General features: G+C 66.0%; 14 protein-coding genes. 6 read left to right on the forward strand and 8 right to left on the reverse strand.

The features are described 5' to 3' along the window. Window positions 1-58: 58 nt before the first annotated feature. Window positions 59-427, forward strand: coding sequence for a nitrite reductase small subunit NirD (gene nirD / locus AC1MBU_RS07595; RefSeq protein ID WP_277359900.1), 369 nt, complete (start codon window positions 59-61; stop codon window positions 425-427). Here nirD and AC1MBU_RS07600 read toward each other — a convergent pair. Both AC1MBU_RS07600 and AC1MBU_RS07605 read right to left on the reverse strand, forming a co-directional pair. Then, window positions 424-2139 carry a phospho-sugar mutase gene (locus AC1MBU_RS07600; RefSeq protein WP_479789664.1) on the reverse strand — a complete coding sequence of 572 codons (1716 nt, stop codon included), beginning with the start codon at window positions 2137-2139 and terminating at the stop codon, window positions 424-426. The genes nirD and AC1MBU_RS07600 overlap by 4 nt on opposite strands. 2 nt (window positions 2140-2141) lie before the next feature. Next, entirely contained in the window at window positions 2142-2954 is an 813-nt protein-coding gene (locus tag AC1MBU_RS07605) for a purine-nucleoside phosphorylase (protein WP_479789665.1), read from the reverse strand. Between the two features lie 127 nt (window positions 2955-3081). Here AC1MBU_RS07605 and AC1MBU_RS07610 point away from each other — a divergent pair, with 127 nt between their 5' ends. Both AC1MBU_RS07610 and AC1MBU_RS07615 read left to right on the forward strand, forming a co-directional pair. Then, window positions 3082-4479 carry an NAD(P)H-quinone dehydrogenase gene (locus tag AC1MBU_RS07610; RefSeq protein ID WP_277359827.1) on the forward strand — a complete coding sequence of 466 codons (1398 nt, stop codon included), beginning with the start codon at window positions 3082-3084 and terminating at the stop codon, window positions 4477-4479. 227 nt (window positions 4480-4706) lie between these two features. After that, the gene (locus AC1MBU_RS07615) at window positions 4707-5531 is read left to right on the forward strand and encodes a DUF559 domain-containing protein (RefSeq protein ID WP_479789666.1); all 825 of its coding nucleotides are present in this window, start codon (window positions 4707-4709) and stop codon (window positions 5529-5531) included. Between the two features lie 115 nt (window positions 5532-5646). Here AC1MBU_RS07615 and AC1MBU_RS07620 read toward each other — a convergent pair whose 3' ends face one another. The 3 genes from AC1MBU_RS07620 to AC1MBU_RS07630 are packed head-to-tail and all read right to left on the reverse strand — an operon-like array spanning window position 5647 to window position 10830. Next, the gene (locus tag AC1MBU_RS07620) at window positions 5647-7227 is read right to left on the reverse strand and encodes an FAD-dependent oxidoreductase (protein ID WP_479789667.1); all 1581 of its coding nucleotides are present in this window, start codon (window positions 7225-7227) and stop codon (window positions 5647-5649) included. Continuing rightward, entirely contained in the window at window positions 7224-9425 is a 2202-nt protein-coding gene (locus AC1MBU_RS07625; RefSeq protein ID WP_479789668.1) for a molybdopterin oxidoreductase family protein, read from the reverse strand. Before AC1MBU_RS07625 ends, AC1MBU_RS07620 begins: the two co-directional genes overlap by 4 nt. 1 nt (window position 9426) lies before the next feature. Further along, window positions 9427-10830 (reverse strand): MFS transporter, encoded by a 1404-nt coding sequence (locus AC1MBU_RS07630; protein WP_346028812.1) that lies wholly within the window; start codon window positions 10828-10830, stop codon window positions 9427-9429. 299 nt (window positions 10831-11129) lie between these two features. Here AC1MBU_RS07630 and AC1MBU_RS07635 point away from each other — a divergent pair, with 299 nt between their 5' ends. From AC1MBU_RS07635 to AC1MBU_RS07645, 3 genes are all read left to right on the forward strand, one after another. Beyond that, window positions 11130-12536, forward strand: a complete 1407-nt coding sequence (locus AC1MBU_RS07635; protein WP_479789669.1) for an MFS transporter — start codon at window positions 11130-11132, stop codon at window positions 12534-12536. Between the two features lie 143 nt (window positions 12537-12679). Next, window positions 12680-14017, forward strand: coding sequence for a serine/threonine-protein kinase (locus tag AC1MBU_RS07640; protein WP_277359602.1), 1338 nt, complete (start codon window positions 12680-12682; stop codon window positions 14015-14017). Continuing rightward, window positions 14014-14730, forward strand: coding sequence for a hypothetical protein (locus AC1MBU_RS07645; protein WP_479789670.1), 717 nt, complete (start codon window positions 14014-14016; stop codon window positions 14728-14730). The genes AC1MBU_RS07640 and AC1MBU_RS07645 overlap by 4 nt, the downstream gene beginning before the upstream one ends. A gap of 48 nt (window positions 14731-14778) precedes the next feature. Here AC1MBU_RS07645 and AC1MBU_RS07650 read toward each other — a convergent pair whose 3' ends face one another. From AC1MBU_RS07650 to AC1MBU_RS07660, 3 genes are all read right to left on the reverse strand, one after another. Further along, complete coding sequence (locus tag AC1MBU_RS07650) at window positions 14779-15396, reverse strand: RES family NAD+ phosphorylase (RefSeq protein ID WP_479789671.1); 618 nt, start codon at window positions 15394-15396, stop codon at window positions 14779-14781. Then, on the reverse strand, window positions 15390-15914 hold the full coding sequence (locus AC1MBU_RS07655; protein WP_277359599.1) for a hypothetical protein: 525 nt from the start codon (window positions 15912-15914) through the stop codon (window positions 15390-15392). The genes AC1MBU_RS07650 and AC1MBU_RS07655 overlap by 7 nt, the downstream gene beginning before the upstream one ends. A 120-nt stretch (window positions 15915-16034) precedes the next feature. Next, on the reverse strand, window positions 16035-17846 hold the full coding sequence (locus tag AC1MBU_RS07660) for an acetyl/propionyl/methylcrotonyl-CoA carboxylase subunit alpha (protein ID WP_277359598.1): 1812 nt from the start codon (window positions 17844-17846) through the stop codon (window positions 16035-16037). Window positions 17847-17873: the final 27 nt, after the last annotated feature.

Consider the following 17873-nt stretch of genomic DNA (forward strand, 5'->3'; position numbering starts at 1 on the left):
ATGCAGGCTCAGTTGACCAGTAATCGCAACTGATCAAACAATCCGAACGGGGCGACTCATGACTCTGCAACTCGATCACACACCGACGCTCGCTGCTTTCGAGGACGGCACCTGGTATCCCATCTGCCGGCTTGAGGACCTCGAGCTGTGCTGGGGAGAAGCTGCACTGATCCACGGCCGTCAGGTGGCGCTGTTCCGGGTGGATTCAGCGACGGTGTTCGCGGTATCGCACCGCGACCCGGTCAGCGGCTCACAGGTCATGGCACGCGGCATTGTCGGCTCACGCGGGCAGAGGTTCACCATCACCTCGCCCCTGCACAAGGAGGTCTACTTCCTGGATTCCGGCGTTCCCGCAGCGGGATCCGGGACGGCCCTGCGAAGCTTCCCGACGCGGGTGATCAGCGGAATGGTGGAAGTGCTCGTCTAGAGCCCTAGCGCTTCCTCAACATCGCGGATCACGGCATCGAGCCGGGTCCGCGCTGTTGCTTTCGCGTCCGCTACTTCTGCTGCGGAATCCACCGGTTCAATGACCTCCAGGTAGCACTTGAGCTTGGGCTCGGTGCCGCTGGGGCGGATGATCACGCGGGTGTCGTCCCGGGTGACGTAGAGCAGCCCGTCGGTGGGCGGCAGATGGACGCCTTCAGCCAGGTCCTCCTCGACCACCACATCTGAACCCGCAAACGACGACGGCGGCGCCTCGCGAAGGCGGTTCATCATGGCTCCCAGCAGCCCCAGGCTGCCTACCCGTACTGACAGTTGGTCGCTGGCGTGCAGCCCGTGGACGAGTGCCAGTTCGTCGAGGATGTCGAAGAGGGTCTTGCCCTCGGCTTTGCAGGCAGCGGCGAACTCGGCCAGCAGCAGGGCTGCGGACAGGCCGTCCTTGTCCCGTACCAGTTCCGGTGCCACGCAGTAGCCGAGTGCTTCCTCGTAGCCGTAGGTGATGTCCGGAACGCGGGAGATCCACTTGAAGCCCGTGAGCGTTTGGGCGTGGCTGATGCCGGAGGCGTCCGCGATCCTGCCGAGCAGTCGCGAGGAGACGACCGAGTTGGCGAAGACGGCGCCGTGCTTCGCATCGCCCGCGAGCCGGGCCGCCACGTGGAGGCCGAGCAGCGCGCCCGTTTCATCCCCGCGCAGCATCCGCCATTCACCTGTCGCAGGGTCCTTGGCCGCGGCGGCAACGCGGTCGGCGTCGGGATCATTGGCCAACACAAGATCGGCGTCCTGGTCAGCCGCAGCGGCCAGCGCCAGGTCGAGCGCACCGGGCTCCTCCGGGTTGGGGAAGTCGACCGTGGGGAACGTGGGGTCCGGTTCTGCCTGTTCCTCGACGACATACACGGTGTCGAACCCGGCGGAGGCGAGGACGCTCTGCGCGGTCCGCCCGCCCACTCCATGTAGAGGCGTGAGCACGATCGACAGGTCGCGGGACGGGTACGCCTCCCGGTCCGCGAGGGCAAGAACGGAAGCAACGTAATCCGTCTCAATGCTTTCGGGGAGGACGTTCCAGCCCGGCGCCAGTTGAATATCGCCAGCGGCTGCAATCTGCTCAGCGATTTGCGCATCATGCGGCGCGACAATCTGCACGCCGCGCGCAGTCTCCTCCACCGCACGGCCGCCGAGGTACACCTTGTACCCGTTGTCCTGCGGCGGGTTGTGGCTCGCCGTCACCATCACACCGACCTCGCACTCAAGTGCACGGACCGCGTAGGCGAGCACCGGCGTCGGCAGTTCAGAGGGCATGAGGAAGGTTTCGAGGCCGGCCGCAGTGAAGATCGCTGCGGTTTCCTCCGCGAAGATGCGCGAGTTGCGGCGTGCATCAAAGCCGACGACGGCGCGCGGCGCGTAGGCGCCTTTCGCCAGGTTGAGCGCGTGGGCGGCCACTCCCGCCGCGGCACTGCGCACGACGACCCGGTTCATCCGGTTGGGACCGGGGCCCAGCGCGGCACGCAGGCCGGCCGTGCCGAAGAGCAGCGGTCCGCTGAAGGCGTCCTCAAGCTGCTGCAGGGCAGCGGCCTGGCCGGCGTCGTCGTCGTTCCGGGCTCGGGCGAGGAGGTCTTCCAGCTCGGCGCGGGTCTCGGGATCCGGGTCCTGGGCGGCCCATTCGCGGGCAACGGTGAGGAGGTCGGTGGAGGATGGCTGCATGTCTAGAGCCTGCCGATGATGTCGGCGAGAAGCCGGGAGATGCGCGGGCCTGCTGCCTGCCCGGCTTCGAGAACCTCGGCGTGGCTGAGCGGGATGGGGCTGATGCCGGCGGCCAGGTTGGTGACCAGGGACATGCCGAAGACCTCCATGCCTGCGTGGCGGGCGGCGATTGCCTCGAGTGCCGTGGACATGCCGACGAGGTCCGCGCCGATCCGCTTGGCGTACTGGACCTCGGCGGGGGTCTCGTAGTGCGGGCCGGTGAACTGTGCGTAGACGCCCTCGTCCAGGGTGGGGTCAACATCCCGGGCCAGGTTGCGCAGGCGTGGGGAGTAGAGGTCGGTGAGGTCCACGAATGTGGCGCCCTCGAGCGGGGAGGCGGCCGTGAGGTTGAGGTGGTCCCTGATGAGCACCGGTGTGCCGGGGGTCCACTGTTCCTGCAGACCGCCGCAGCCGTTGGTGAGGACGAGGGTCTTCGCGCCTGCAGCGGCGGCGGTCCGGACACCGTGGACCACTGCGCGGACACCGCGGCCCTCGTAGTAGTGGGTACGGGCGCCGAGTACGAGCGCGCGCTTGCCGGCCGGCGTGAGGATGGAGCGGACGGTGCCGACGTGGCCTTCGACCGCGGGGGCGGCGAAGCCGGGAATGTCCGTCGCCTGCAGGGTGTGCGTGGTTTCGCCGATCAGCTCGGCGGCCTCACCCCAGCCCGAGCCCAGCACCAGGGCAATGTCATGGGACGCTACCGACGTCTGGCGGGCAATGTAGGCCGCGGCATCGCGGGCAAGGGCAAACGGGTCCGTCGAGGATTGGTCAATCACCGGTCCAACTTACCGGTCGAGCGCGTGTTGTTCCACCCGTCCGGGGCTTCGGCGCGGTGATTCGGGCGGGTGCGTGGCGCCGTCGGGCTGTTTGAGGGCTGGTGCCTGATAGGACAGAATGGCAGGTGTGACGAGTCAACTGGATTTCAGCGCCCTCCGTATCGCAATCCTCGGGGGTGGTCCGGGCGGCTATGAGGCGGCCATGGTCGCTGCCTCGCTGGGTGCGAAGGTCACCATCGTTGAGCAGAACGGGCTTGGCGGCTCAGCGGTGCTCACCGACGTCGTTCCTTCCAAGACACTCATTGCCACGGCGGACACCATGGCGCGCGTGGCGAATGCCCACAGCCTTGGCGTGAAATTCGCTGATGCCTCCTCGGCGTACGCCGACTTCACCCAGGTGAACCAGCGGCTGCTTGACCTGGCCGTGGACCAGTCCAAGGACATTTCGGCGGCGCTGGAGCGGGCCGGCGTCACCATCATCATCGGCACCGGGAAGCTGCTGGACAACCACCGGCTCGAAGTTGAAACGGACGCCGGCACCAGCATTGTGGAGGCTGACGCGATCCTCCTGGCCCTCGGCGCCCATCCGCGCGAGCTTCCCACCGCTGTTCCCGATGGTGAGCGGATCTTCAACTGGAAGCAGGTCTATAACCTCACCGAGGTTCCGGAACACCTGATCGTGATCGGCTCAGGCGTGACCGGCGCGGAGTTCGCTTCCGCTTACCACGGTCTCGGCGCTGAAGTGACGCTGATTTCCAGCCGTGACCGCGTGCTTCCTGGTGAGGACGCCGACGCCGCCGAGGTGCTGGAGGGCGTCTTCCGGTCCAGCGGGATGACCGTGCTGTCGAAGTCCCGCGCCGAGGGCGTGGAGCGGGTAGGGGACGGCGTCCGGGTCACGCTGTCCGACGGACGAACGGTTGACGGCAGCCACTGCCTCGTTGCCGTCGGTGCCATTCCCAATACCGCAGGGATCGGGCTCGAGGAAGCGGGCGTTGCCCTGACCGAGTCGGGGCACATCAAGGTGGACGGCGTCTCGCGTACCACCGCGCCGAATGTGTACGCATCGGGTGACTGCACGGGCGTCCTGGCGCTTGCCTCGGTGGCGGCGATGCAGGGGCGGATCGCCATGGCGCACCTGATGGGGGATGCGGTGTCGCCGCTCAAGCTCAAGACCGTCGCCTCCAACATCTTCACGGCGCCGGAAATCGCCTCCGTGGGTGTTTCGGAAGCCGACGTCGAGTCCGGCCAGTACCAGGGCGACATCTTCAAGCTCTCACTCAGCACCAACGCCCGCGCCAAGATGCTGAACGTCAAGGACGGGTTTGTGAAGATCATTGCGCGGAAGGGTTCGGGGACGGTGATCGGCGGCGTTGTGGTTGCTCCGCGTGCGTCCGAGTTGATCTTCCCGCTGGCGCTCGCCGTCACCAAGAAGCTGCACGTGGATGATGTGGCCAACACGTTCACCGTGTACCCGTCGCTGACCGGGTCCATCTCGGAGGCCGCGCGCCGCCTGCACGTCCACTGATCCCTCTGATTCGCGCCCGCGGGCCGGATCCCCCAGGTTCTCCCGTCGTCGTCGTTGTTTTGGCGGCGTGTCGTCGTGCGACACGCGGGTTGGGGCTCAGTAGGTGGGGGATCCGGCCCGCCTGCGGGGAGTCGACCGTCCCTGCACAAGCCGCGATATGCGGGCATTTTGTTCACATCGTCGTTGTTCCTCCGCAGGCTGACGTGGGCGCACGTGAGCATGGGATCGTGGATGCAGTTGAGGTGTTGCGGAGCGTCGGGTCGGTAGCGCGAACCCAGACACTTCGGGACCGCGGGTTGAGTAAGCGGCAGATCGCAAACGCCGTGGCGCGCGGTGAGATGATGCGGCTGCGGAAGGGGGTCTTGGCTTTGCCCGGAGCCTCTGACGATTTCAAGGCCGCGCTCATCAACAACGGGCTGCTGACCTGCGTATCGGCCTCGCGGCACTACGGTCTCTGGCTACTGAACCCGCATAGTCGCCTCCACCTTAGTTGTCTGCATGGCCATGGACGGGGTTTCGCAAACCATCGTGAGCGCTCCGTTCCCCCGCATGAGTACCTGCCGCTCGTCGGAGTGGTCGACGTACTGATTCATGCTCTGCATTACCTTCCACCGGTGGAAGCTGCTGTCATGGTGGAGTCTTCCCTCAGGCGGAGCGACACCGTGAAGCCCTTCCTGCTTGAACGACTTCAGGGAGACCGAAATGGAAAGGCTCGTTCCGCACTCGAGCTGGTGACAGGCTGCGCCGACTCGGCGCTTGAGGTCGTTGCCAGAATCCTGTTTCGCAACGCCGGATTCCATGTCGAAACCCAGGTGCCCATCAACGGAGTCGGCCGCGTTGACTTCCTGCTCGAGGGTTTTCTGGTGGTGGAAGTCGACGGCGCTGCCTACCATTCCGACCGCAGGGCGCTGCGCCGCGACCTGCATCGCAACAACACTACGATCGCCGGCGGTTACCTCGTACTGCGCTACAGCTACGAGGACATCATGTTCAACCAGGAAGCCGTTCTCGAGCAGGTACGCGCTGTGCTTTCCGGCCGGGTAATCCGGTGAAAGGCGGGCCGGATTCCCCAGGTCCCGGCGTCGTCGTCGTTGTTTTGGCGGCGTGTCAGGGCGGGACACGCGGTTTGAGGCTTTGTACCCGGGGAAAGTGGGCCGGGCCAGGGCGTCAGACGGACGCGGGTTGTTGGAAGTGCTGCTCGATGATCGTGCGGATGTCCGCGTGGCAGCCGCCGCAGCCCGTGCCCGCCCGCGTTGACGCCGACACCTCCGCCACACTCGAACAGCCGACGACGGCGGCCTGCTCGATGCTGCCCCGGCTCACCCCCGCGCACCGGCAGACAACGGACGCGGGATCCATAACCGAAGAAGTCGCGGACGATGACGCTTCCGCCCCATCCAGCCGCAGCAGGCTCGACCGGTCCAACGGCAACACCGCACCGCTCTCGAACAGCAGCACCAGCTCCGCCCCCGCACGCGGCATCCCGACACACACCAGACCCTGCAACACTCCGTTTCGCGTGACCATTTTCGCGTAACTGCCCTGCTGCGGATCGGCCCAGAGCGCGACGGCGGTGCCGTCCTCGTGCGCGGCCCACGGGTTGGCAGAAACGTCACCCGCCACCACGGCATCCAGGCCACGAGCCTTCAACATCAAAACCGGTGGGAGAGCCGCCTCCACATAGCGGCGGGAGCCTGAAGAAGCGCCAGCCGCGCGCAGCCTGCCGCCAGCCGCGCGGTGCCCGTTGCCGGCCAGATCCGCAGCGAACGACTCCGCCAACCACTCCGCCTGCTTCCACCCCGGACCGATCAGCCCGGACGGCGCAGTGTTACCCGAGCAGTTCCCGCAGGAAGGAGAAGCACAGCGGACCTCGGCACAATCTCCGATGGCATAAACGTGCTCGTCATGATGCGCCCGCAGCGAGTGGTCCACGAGGATGCCCGACGAGACCGGAAGCCCCGCGCCCTCGGCCAACTCAACCCGGGGCCGCACTCCGCAGGACAGCACCAGCAGGTCGCCGGACACCAACCTGCCATCATCGAGCCGCAGGCCAGTGAAAGCACCACCGCCCGACTGCTCAAGACCCACGGCCTTCGCCCCGGACACCAGCCGCACGCCCTGCGAACGGAGCACGGACGCCAGAACCAGCCCGCCGCCGTCGTCAATGTTCCGCGCCAGCGGATAGTCGCCGTGGTGCACCACGGTCACCCGCGCGCCCTCCTCAGCTGCGGCGAGCGCCGCCTCAAGTCCGAGGATTCCGCCACCCAGAATCACCACATCACCCCGGCGCTCGACGACGGCGCGGAGCACAAGCGCGTCAGCCAGGTCCCGCAGTGCCGTGACGCCGTCAGGCAGTGCGGGGTGCAGCGGATCGGGATTCAAGCCGGCCAGGTACGGAATGACCGGGCGTGCTCCGGTTGCGAGGACCAGGCGGTCATAGGAACGGACGGTGCCGTCATCGAGCAGAACCTGGCGCCGCGCCCGGTCGATCCGCCGTACGCCGGTTCCGAGCAGCACCTCCGCCCCCAGCGAGGTGAGACGGTCAGCATCACTCAGCCCGATCGCCGAAGGGGAAGTCCGCCCCACTCCGACGTCAGCGGCCAGCACACGGTTATACGCGGCGTCAGCCTCGGATCCGATCACGGTCAGCTGCACGGCTTCCGAAACCACGCAAGGCTCCAGGACGTCGATGAAACGCGCCGCCACGGGCCCGAATCCCACCACCACAACGCGCTCGGGAAAACTCATACCCCCACCACCTCCTTCTGCGCAGGCCGGTGCACCCGCACCAATACCTGCGTGGTCTTGAATTCGGGCATCCCGGACACCGGATCCGTCTCCGACGACGTCAGCACATTCGCGTTGCCCGTCCCAGGGAAATGGAAGGAGAGGAAGACGGAGTCGGGCCGCACGGCAGGGGAAAGCCGGGCGACAGCACGCACGATTCCCCGCTCATTGCTGACCTCAACCTCCGCACCGTCCAGGATGCCGAGGCCCGCAGCCGTTACCGGGTGGATCTGCAGCGCCTGCTCGCTGCTTGTGGAGTGGAGGTCACTCACCCGCCGGGTCTGCGCGCCGGACTGATAATGCTCCAGCAACCGCCCTGTCATCAGCGTGAGCACGCCATCTGGAGTAGAGGCAAAAGGAGCAGACGACGACGGCGCAACCGGATGCAGCACGGCCCTCCCGTCCGCGTGGGCGAACCTGTCGAGGAAGAGTCGCGGTGTTCCGCTGGAACCGGCCGGGTAGGGCCAGTAGGCGCCGGCGCCGCCGTCGTGCAGTTCCCTGCCGTGCAGTTCCCCGCGGTGCAGTTCAGCATCGTGCAGTTCCGCATCGAGCATCGCGTAGTCCACGCCGGAGTAGTCCGCGAGGCCCCCGGCGCTCGCAGCCCGCAGCTCGGTGAACACCGTTTCCGGGTCATCAGGAAACGACGACGGCGCCTCCAGCAACTCCGCCAGCCGCGCCATAATCCACAGCTCACTGCGTGCCCCCGGGGGAGGGCTCACCGCTGCACGGCGCCGCAGGATGCGTCCCTCGAGGTTGGTCATGGTGCCTTCCTCCTCCGCCCACTGCAGCACCGGCAACACCAGGTCCGCCTCCGCTGCGGTTTCGGAAAGGAAGAAGTCGCACACCACCAGGAAGTCGAGGCTGCGGAGGCCCATCAGCACGCTCGACGCGTTCGGAGCCGATACCGCCACGTTCGCGCCGTGCACAAACAGGCAGCGCACCCCGCCCGGCTGGCCAAGAGACGCCAAGAGTTCGACGGCGGGAAGTCCCGGTCCCGGAATGAGAGACTCCGGCACTCCCCAGACTCCGGCGACGTGTTTCCGGGCTGCCGGGTCGGTGATCTTCCGGTACCCGGGAAGCTGATCCGCCTTCTGCCCGTGCTCGCGTCCGCCCTGCCCGTTGCCCTGCCCGGTCAGGGTGCCGTACCCGTTTCCGGGTGTTCCCGGCAGGCCGAGCAGTAGGGCGAGGTTGATCGCGGCCGTTGCGGTGTCGGTGCCGTTGGCATGCTGCTCGACTCCGCGTCCGGTCAGGATGTACGTGCTGCCGGGCTCCGCCAGCCGATGTGCCGTCTCGCGGATGAGCCGGGCCGGGACGCCCGTGACCGAGGAAACGCGTTCGGGCCACCAGGGGGCTACGCTGCGCACGATGCTGTCGTACCCGTTGGTTCGACGGTGCACATACGGCTCATCGATCAGCCCCTCCATGATCACCACGTGCGTGATCCCGAGCAGCAGGGCGAGGTCCGTTTTCGGTGCGGGCTGCAGGTGCCGGCCGCGGCCTTCCGAGGTGAGCTCGGCGGTGGCGGACCGGCGCGGGTCAACCACGATCAGCCCGCCTGCATCCCGCGCGGCCTGCAGATGCTGCACAAACGGCGGCATCGTGTCTGCGGTGTTGGAGCCGAGCATCAAAATGGTCCTCGCGGACCCGAGATCCGTCAGCGGGAACGGTAGGCCTCGGTCCAGACCGAACGCCCGGTTGCCGGCCGCAGCCGCCGAGGACATGCAGAACCGTCCGTTGTAGTCGATCCGCGAGGTACCCAGAGCCAGGCGTGCAAACTTCCCGAGCAGGTAGGCCTTCTCGTTGGTGAGTCCGCCCCCGCCGAAGACGCCCACCGCATCGGCGCCGTACCGGGCGCGGGTCGCAAGGACACGGTCACGGATGAGCCTCAGCGCACGGTCCCATGAGATGGGGTGGTGCTCGCCGTCGTCGTTCTTCAGCAGGGGTTCGCGGAGGCGGTCCGGGTGCTTCAGCAGCTCGGCGGAACTCCAGCCTTTCCGGCACAGGCCGCTCTGGTTGGTGGGGAAGTCCCGGCCGCTTACTTCGACCGAAGCCGAAGCCGAACTAGACGCGGCCCCCGGCCCGGACACAGTCAGCGTCATGGCGCACTGCAGCGCGCAGTAGGGGCAATGGGTGGCGGTGGCGCCTGGCGAACTGCACATGCTAGACGTGACCCACCCTCGAGGTGCTGCGGCGCAGGTAGAAGAACCACGTCACCGCGAGCATCAGGACGTACGCGGAGACGAAACCGTAGAACGCGGCGTCGTACGTGCCGGTTGCGCCCTTGGAAGCGTTCAGGACCTGCGGAATCACGAAGCCGCCGTAGGCACCGATCGCGGAGATGAGGCCCAGCGCGGCTGCCGCTTTGCGCCCGGTACTCATGGCCGCGTCCGACCGTCCGCGGAGCGCGAAGATTACCGGGATCATGCGGTAGGTGGAGCCGTTGCCGGCGCCGGCGGCGGTGAAGAGCACCAGGAAGAGGCCGAGGAAGAGCCAGAAGTTCCCAAGCGGTAGGGTCCACACCACGGCCAGCGCCGTCAGGGCCATGACGGCGAACGCGCAGACTGTGATCCGCGCGCCGCCCCATCGGTCAGCCAGCCGGCCGCCGTAGGGCCGCGCGAGCGAGCCGACCAGCGGACCGAGGAACGCCAGCGACAGCGCGGCAGGCCCCAGCGCAAAGGTGGAGAACTCCGGGAACGAATCGAGGATCAGCTTGGGAAAGACTCCGGAGAACCCGATGAATGAGCCGAACGTGCCGATATACAGGAACGCCATAATCCACAGGTGCGGTTCGCGCAGGGCGGCGAGGGAGCCGGCGAGGTCGGACTTCGCGCTGGACAGGTTGTCCATGTACTTCCACGCGCCGAACGCGGCAACGAGAATCAGCGGCACCCAGATCCAGCCCGCCAGCGGCAGGTTGAGCGTCGCGGCGGCACCCGCTGCAATCACCAGCGGAACCACCAACTGCGCGACGGCGGCGCCCAGGTTCCCGCCCGCGGCATTCAGTCCCAGCGCCCAGCCCTTTTCGCGGACCGGGTAGAAGAAGGTGATGTTCGCCATCGAGCTTGCGAAGTTGCCGCCGCCAAAGCCGGCAAGCGCCGCAATGCCGAGGAGTACTCCGAACGGTGTGTCCGGATTGCCCACCGCGACCGCCAGGCCAACCGATGGAATCAGCAGCAGGAGCGCCGAGACGATCGTCCAGTTCCTGCCGCCGAAGCGCGGCACCATGAAGGTATAGGGAATACGCAGGGTAGCGCCGACGAGGCTGGGCATCGAGATCAGCCAGAAGATCTGCGAGGTGGTGAAGTTGAAGCCGGCAGCCGGCAGGTAAATTACCACAATGGACCAGAGCTGCCACACCACAAAGCCGAGGAACTCACAGACAATGGACCACTGCAGGTTGCGGCGGGCAATCGCCTTTCCACCGGACTCCCATTGCTCGGCGTCCTCAGGATTCCAGTTGTCGATCCAGCGGCCCGGACGCTGAGCAAGGCCCGGACGCTGAGCAAGCGCTCCGCCGGGCGTCGTCGTCGGAATATCCGGGGAAACTGCGCGGTCAACGCTCATGGTGAACCTTTCATTCAAGGAGCAGTACCGCCACACTAGGAAAGGCGCGTTTCGACTCTGGGCGCTGCGTGTAAACGGGATGTGACATCCGGCTATCCGCGAACGGGAAGATTTGCGCAGCTACGGTGACTTCGACGCCGTCGGAATCCACCGAAGATGCGCAAAAGTTCCCGATGGGGCGAGATGTCCACTATGTGGACGGGTTATCTCACGCTTCGGTTCCGGTGATGAGATTGATAGGCACCAAATACTCCGGCTTTCGGTTTCCTCGACGGCCGTCTTCGAGAAAGCAAGCAACCATGTCATCGTCATCTTCGACCGTGGAGCCGGCGGCAACAAAGCCCCTGAACTCTCGTGGTCGCGTTATCTTCGCCAGCCTCATCGGCACCACCATCGAGTTCTACGACTTCTACATCTACGCCACGGCGTCGGTGCTGGTGTTCCCGGCGCTCTTCTTCCCCGACTCCACCCCCGCCAATGCGCTGCTCCAGTCCTTCGCGGTCTTCGGCGTTGCCTTTGTTGCTCGTCCGCTTGGGTCCATCCTCTTCGGGCACTTCGGGGACCGGATCGGGCGCAAGGGCACCCTGGTGGCGTCGCTTTTGACGATGGGTATTGCTACCTTCCTCATCGGTGTCCTGCCGGTTGCCAAGGACAACCCAGGCTGGATTTTCCTGGCCCCGGCCCTGCTCGTCCTGCTGCGTTTCCTCCAGGGCCTCGCACTCGGCGGCGAATGGAGCGGCGCAGCGCTGCTCGCCACGGAGAACGCACCCAAGGGCAAGCGGGCCGTCTTCGGCACGTTCCCCCAGCTTGGCGCACCGATCGGCTTCATCCTCGCCAACCTGCTGTTCGTTGTCCTCAACGCCACCCTCTCACCCGAAGCGTTCATGGCATGGGGCTGGCGTGTTCCGTTCATCGCCAGCGCGGTGCTCGTCATTGTTGGGCTGTACGTCCGGCTGAAGCTGATCGAAAGCCACTCATTCCAGCAGGTGCTGGACAAGGGCAAGGTCGTCAAGCTGCCGCTGGCCTCGGTATTCACGAAGCAGTGGCGTCCGCTGCTCCTCGGCACGTTTATCATGTTCGCCACCTACGTTCTGTTCTACCTGATGACCTCCTTCACGCTGACCTTCGGCACCTCGCCGGCCTCGGTGGAAACGGCTTCCGCAGCGGCGGAAGCGGCAGGCAAGCCCTTCAACCCGGACGCCTTTGTGCCGGGTCTTGGAATTGCCCGCGGTGACTTCCTCTGGATGCTGATCATCGGCGTCGTGTTCTTCGGAATCTTCACCCTCGTGTCCGGACCGCTGGCGGAGAAGTTCGGCCGCCGTCGTATGCTGCTGGCCGTCACTACCGGTATTGCAATCTTCGGCCTGACCTGGGTTCCGCTCTTCGGTGCCGGAACCATGGGCGCCATGGCGCTGCTGATCATCGGCTTCATCCTCATGGGCCTTACCTTCGGACCCATGGCCGCGATCCTGCCCGAACTGTTCCCCGCGAACGTTCGCTATACCGGTTCCGCGGTGGCCTACAACCTGTCCAGCGTGATCGGGGCGGCACCGGCGTCGTTCGTTGCTATTGCGCTGTGGCAGGCGGCGGACGGCAGCACGTTCCTGGTGGGCCTCTACCTGAGCGCTGCCGCCGTGCTGACCTTCATTGCTCTGTGGCTCACCCGTGAAACCCGGGACAACGACTACGAGAACAACATCGCCTAACCCGAACCGCAATTTCAAGGCTCCCGTTCACCTGCAAGGGTTGGACGGGAGCCTTTTGCATGGGCTCACTTCCCAAGTTTTCCGCAGGGCGCCTCGGCCAGAATGATCCACAGGCTTACCTTCTCTAGCGGGAGCGAATTGGCATGAATCAGGAAACGCTCGCGAGCGGACGGTACGTCCTCGACCGCGTGATCGGCGCCGGCGGCATGGCCGATGTCTACCGCGCACGGGATACCCGCCTGCACCGGGATGTTGCGGTGAAGATGTTCCGCCGCGGTTCTGCCGAGGGTGTCGCGCGCGGGTCCGGCGAGGCGCGCATGCTGGCCGCCCTCCACCACCCCGGCCTGGTTCGCGTCCTGGACATGGACGCCGAGTGCGCCAGGCTGGAACCGTCCTACCTCGTCATGGAGTACATCAAGGGCCCGGACCTCGGCGCAGTCCTGAGGGATGGCGCACTGCCGATCCACAGCACGACGACGGCCGGCCGGGACATCGCCCGCACCCTTGAGTACATCCACGGCCAGGGCATAGTGCATCGCGACATCAAGCCCTCGAACGTCCTCACCCGCTACGGCGAGACATCCTCCGGGATGTTCAGCTTTCTGCTCACGGACTTCGGCATTGCACGGTTCTTCGAGAGCAGCCGGGTCACCGCCACAGGAAGCCTCATCGGCACCGCAACCTACTTCAGTCCGGAGCAGGCACGCGGAGACCGGGTAGGCACCCCGACCGACATTTACGCACTCGGCCTACTGCTGATCGAATGCCTCACCGGCGAGCCGGCCTTCCCCGGCACCGGACTGGAGAGCGCGCTTGCCCGGTTGAGCCGCCCGCCGGCGATCCCTGAGTGCTTTGGGGAGGGCTGGCACCGCCTGCTCACCAGGATGACGTTGGATAATCCGCTTGAGCGTCCCACCGCAACCGAGGTGGTGCGGCTCCTCGATGCCATCGACGTCCCTTCCGTGGGCGCAGGATTTCCTGCCGGACTCGCTGCCGGAACGGGCACCGAAGAAACGACGACGACGACGGCGCAGCCTTTCGCTGCCGGGAGCGAAGTCGCTGTCGCGACCGACGGCGCTGATGCGCCGGCCGTCGTCGAGTCAGGCACAGTCGAGCCAGGAACCGTCGAACCTGCTCCCGCCGAATCGGCCGCCGCCGTGCCAGCCGCAGATCGATCCGCGGCCACCACGTCGCGGAGCTTGCCCCCGAGTCCGGCGCAGCGGCCGTCCGGTCACCGCACGCTCGAGTCTTTCGATGTGGAGACGGCATCCCGCCCTGAGCCTCCGCGCCGACGAGCGGCAGCGAAGGTGAGGCTGCGCGCCCGTGCGCTGGCCGCCGTCGTCGTGTTGGTGGGGTTGACGCTTGCCGTCCTGTTCACTGTCTTCGACGTCAATGCCGGGCCGGGGCCGACTCCGCTGCCCACTGTGCCCGGCAGCACAGGCGCAATGCTCGATAGCCTGTATGAAAGCGTCCAGCCGTGAACCTGCGTGCCGGTCTCAGCGCGCTGATCGTGTCCGCGTTCCTCACGTTCAGTGGGTGTTCTGCGCCACCGATTGCGGCCGACGTTGCCCAGGAACTGCAGTCCGAAGTGCAGGGGATTGCCGTCCTCACAGCCCGCGGGGACACCTCAGATGCCGTAGCCGCTGCCCATGGCCTCGCCTCGAGGGTGCGGACTGCGCAAATCAACGGGGAGATTTCCGGTGACCGAGCGGTGGTGATCCTGCAGCGGATCGAGCAGCTCATCGACCGGCTGGTGAGCTCCGGTGCGGCGCCCGCAGCGTCGGACCTGCCGCAACCCCTCGCCGGCCCGGCCGTGCCGGTCGTGCCGCCGCCTGCCGTGCCCGAACCTGTCAAAACCCTCGAGCCTGCTCCTTCAGCGGCACCGGAACCTCAGCAGGCCCCCGTATCGCCGGAAACGCCCGAGCCGGTCCCCAATGTGAACACCGACACCCCGGAGGCGGGCGAGCCGGAGGGCGACGCTCAGGATTCTTCGGGCAGCGGATCCTCGGGAAGCGGTTTCGACGTCGGCAGCTCATCAAACGGCGGTGCGGGTAACCGGAGCGTCCCAGTCCCCGTTGGCGCCGACCCCGCGAACGACGCAGACGATGATGATGCGAACGATGCCGCTAACGACGACGACGATGACGACGACGGCGGCAAGGGCCGCGGCCGCGGCCGTAGCAGCGACGACTAGCCCGGATCCGGGGGAGATTCTGTGTCACCGCATATGCGCAACCGTTCCCTACCAGCGAACGTCCACGTGGAGTGGGGCGCAGAAATCGGAGAGCCAGGCACGGTCAGGACCAAGTTCAAAAACCCGGGCGAAATCTGGATCGATGTGGAGGTCGGTGTAGCTGACACGGTCGCCGAAGAAGACGAAGGCTCGGTCGGTGTTGCAGCGGTGACTCGTCCACACCATTCCGTCGTAACCTGCCCCATGAGCTGCCTTGGCCCAAGTCACAGTCTCTCCATACCTGGAAGCCGGTGTTGCGGTGACATCCGTTTCCTCCACCTTGAGCCGACGCAGCCCCGTCCCCATGAAAGAGGCCAAATTCAGGTCGCGGGCCACGATGAGCCGGGCCATGACCTGGTCGCCGTAGTCGTCGTGGTTGATCATCCCACCGTCGACCGGAACATCGTGCAGCAGCGTTTCGCAGACTGCCGCTTGCTGAGTTTGGGCTGCATAAAGCACCGGGACGACAGGATCGCCGAAGAATGCGAAGCGAGTTGGTCGGCCCATGCCAGGGTTGAAGACGTTCGCGAGACGGCCTGATCGATTGCTGAACACCCGGTAGAGCTCCGACGAGGACTCGAGCTCAAAACTCTGCGGGTTGAAGGCGCCCTTCGGCCCCGTTACCACTCCACCCCGTAATGGTTTTCAGCTGCTTCGAGGACCAGGGAAGCCTGGTGCAGATGATCGACCGGCCGGTCACCGTCGAGTTGGCCAGTTGGCGCGCACAGCCACTGCGCCAAACCCTCTTGCGTTTTGCCGTACTTCCTGGCAACCATCAGCAGCTCGGGGATGACGGGCAGCACCGTGCCTTCCGTCCGATCAAACTGAAACGCCGGGTAGTGGAATGCGTTGCGGCGGCGGACACCGATCAGCTTCCCGGCGCGCCGCTTGTCAGTGGCATATCCAGTGGGGCTGCTGGAACGAGAGCCCAGCAGTTCGGCGACTTCGGCCCCGGTGAGCATTCCGAACTCTGCTTCGATCTCGCGCCAGGCATTCTCGGTGGCCTGTACACCGCGGGCCATCTGCGGAGACACCGGGACCTCCACCGCCGAAACGGCGGCGCCAAGGGCCGCCATGCTCTTATGCATATTGGCGATAGCCTGTTCGGCTTCAGCGGATAACCGTTCGGGAAGTGCTGTACTCACGGGAAAGACCACCTCTTCCATTTTTTCCAGATAAGCAGTCTATCGCTGGAAAAGCTTGATCGGAAGGTGCTGTCCGCCAGGGGACAGGTTTACGGTCTCGATCGCATATAGGCGGTAAATCTAGTTGATCGCCGCGATGACCGCGCCGGCGGACACAGTGTCTCCGGGCACCGCCGTCAGACCGGAGAGCGTTCCTGCCTTGTGGGCCGTCAGCGGCTGCTCCATTTTCATGGCTTCGAGCACCACAATGAGATCGCCCTCGGACACCACGTCGCCGTCCTGGACTGCCACCTTCACGATGGTGCCCTGCATGGGCGACGTGAGGTCATCGCCGCCGGCACCGGAGGCCGCACCTGCCCGAGAGCGGGCAACCTTCTTCGGTTTCCCGGGCTTGCCTGCCCCTTTGCCTGCGGCTCTGCCGGTGGCGACTCCGAGGGAAGCGGGAAGCACAACTTCCAGTCGCTTGCCGCCTACCTCAACGGTCACGCGCTGGCGGGTGTCGTCGTCATCAGCCGGCGCCGCAGCACCGCCGTCGGGAGTCCACGGCGCGATGGTGTTGGCAAACTCAGTCTCGATCCAGCGGGTGTGCACCGAGAAGGTTCCGGACTCGGGCGCAAAAGCCGGGTCGCTGACCACGGCGGCGTGGAACGGCAGGACGGTCGGCATGCCGTCAATCTGCATTTCCGCCAGCGCACGCCGGGACCGCTCGAGGGCTTGCCTGCGGGTAGCGCCGGTGACAATGAGCTTGGCGAGCATCGAATCGAAGTTGCCGCCGATAGTCTCGCCTGCCTCGATCCCGGAGTCCACACGGACGCCGGGTCCGGTGGGAAGCTTCAGGGTCTGAACGGTCCCGGGCGCGGGCATGAAGTTCCGGCCGGCGTCCTCGCCGTTGATGCGGAATTCGAAGGAGTGGCCGCGGATCTCGGGGTCGGAATAGCCGAGCTCCTCGCCGCGGGCAAGGCGGAACTGCTCTCGCACCAGGTCAATACCGGTGACCTCTTCAGAGACCGGGTGCTCAACCTGCAGACGCGTGTTGACCTCGAGGAACGAGATAGTGCCGTCCTGACCGACCAGAAATTCACACGTACCCGCACCCTGATATCCGGCCTCCTTCAGGATGGCCTTCGACGCCTCATACAGCCGGCGGTTCTGGTCTTCGGACAGGAACGGCGCAGGGGCCTCCTCCACCAATTTCTGGTTGCGGCGCTGCAGGGAGCAGTCGCGGGTGGAGATGACAGCGACATTGCCGTGTGCGTCCGCGAGGCACTGAGTTTCGACGTGGCGGGGCGCGTCAAGGAAGCGTTCCACGAAGCACTCGCCGCGACCGAACGCCGCAGTTGCCTCACGTACCGCCGACTCGTAGGCCTCGGGAATCTCATCGCGGTCACGTACCACCTTGATGCCGCGTCCACCGCCGCCATAGGCAGCCTTGATCGCCAGCGGCAGGCCGAACTCATCGGCGAAGTCGAGGACTTCCTGGGTCGAATCGACGGGATCCTTGGTGCCGGGAACCAGCGGTGCACCGACCTTCTCAGCGATGTGGCGGGCCTGCACCTTGTCACCGAGCTGCGCAATCGATGAGGGGGAGGGGCCAATCCAGGTAAGTCCGGCGTCGATGACTCTCTGCGCAAACTGGGAGTTCTCGGACAGAAAACCGTAGCCAGGGTGGATGGCATCCGCACCGCTGCGTGCGGCCGCGTCGAGGATCTTGTCCATGACCAGATAGGACTCGGCAGCGGTGTTGCCGCCCAGCGCAAACGCCTCATCGGCCAGGCGCACATGCAGCGCGTCCCGGTCCGGCTCGGCGTAGACGGCGACCGAGGCTATACCTTCATCACGGGCCGCCCGGATCACACGCACCGCGATCTCGCCGCGGTTGGCAATCAGGACTTTGGTCACGGGCGCGGCAGGTGCGGACATCGACTCGCTCATGGGTTAGGGGCTCCTTTGATCTGTTGG

This window comes from Arthrobacter sp. PTI12, from assembly GCF_056679915.1.

Excerpts from the sequence above, each read along its gene's own strand:
- AC1MBU_RS07625 (WP_479789668.1), bottom strand. The coding sequence starts at position 9,425 with ATGTGCAGTTCGCCAGGCGCCACCGCCACCCATTGCCCCTACTGCGCG.
- AC1MBU_RS07630 (WP_346028812.1), bottom strand. The coding sequence starts at position 10,830 with ATGAGCGTTGACCGCGCAGTTTCCCCGGATATTCCGACGACGACGCCC.
- AC1MBU_RS07600 (WP_479789664.1), bottom strand. The coding sequence starts at position 2,139 with ATGCAGCCATCCTCCACCGACCTCCTCACCGTTGCCCGCGAATGGGCC.
- nirD (WP_277359900.1), top strand. The coding sequence starts at position 59 with ATGACTCTGCAACTCGATCACACACCGACGCTCGCTGCTTTCGAGGAC.
- AC1MBU_RS07635 (WP_479789669.1), top strand. The coding sequence starts at position 11,130 with ATGTCATCGTCATCTTCGACCGTGGAGCCGGCGGCAACAAAGCCCCTG.
- AC1MBU_RS07640 (WP_277359602.1), top strand. The coding sequence starts at position 12,680 with ATGAATCAGGAAACGCTCGCGAGCGGACGGTACGTCCTCGACCGCGTG.
- AC1MBU_RS07620 (WP_479789667.1), bottom strand. The coding sequence starts at position 7,227 with ATGAGTTTTCCCGAGCGCGTTGTGGTGGTGGGATTCGGGCCCGTGGCG.
- AC1MBU_RS07660 (WP_277359598.1), bottom strand. The coding sequence starts at position 17,846 with ATGAGCGAGTCGATGTCCGCACCTGCCGCGCCCGTGACCAAAGTCCTG.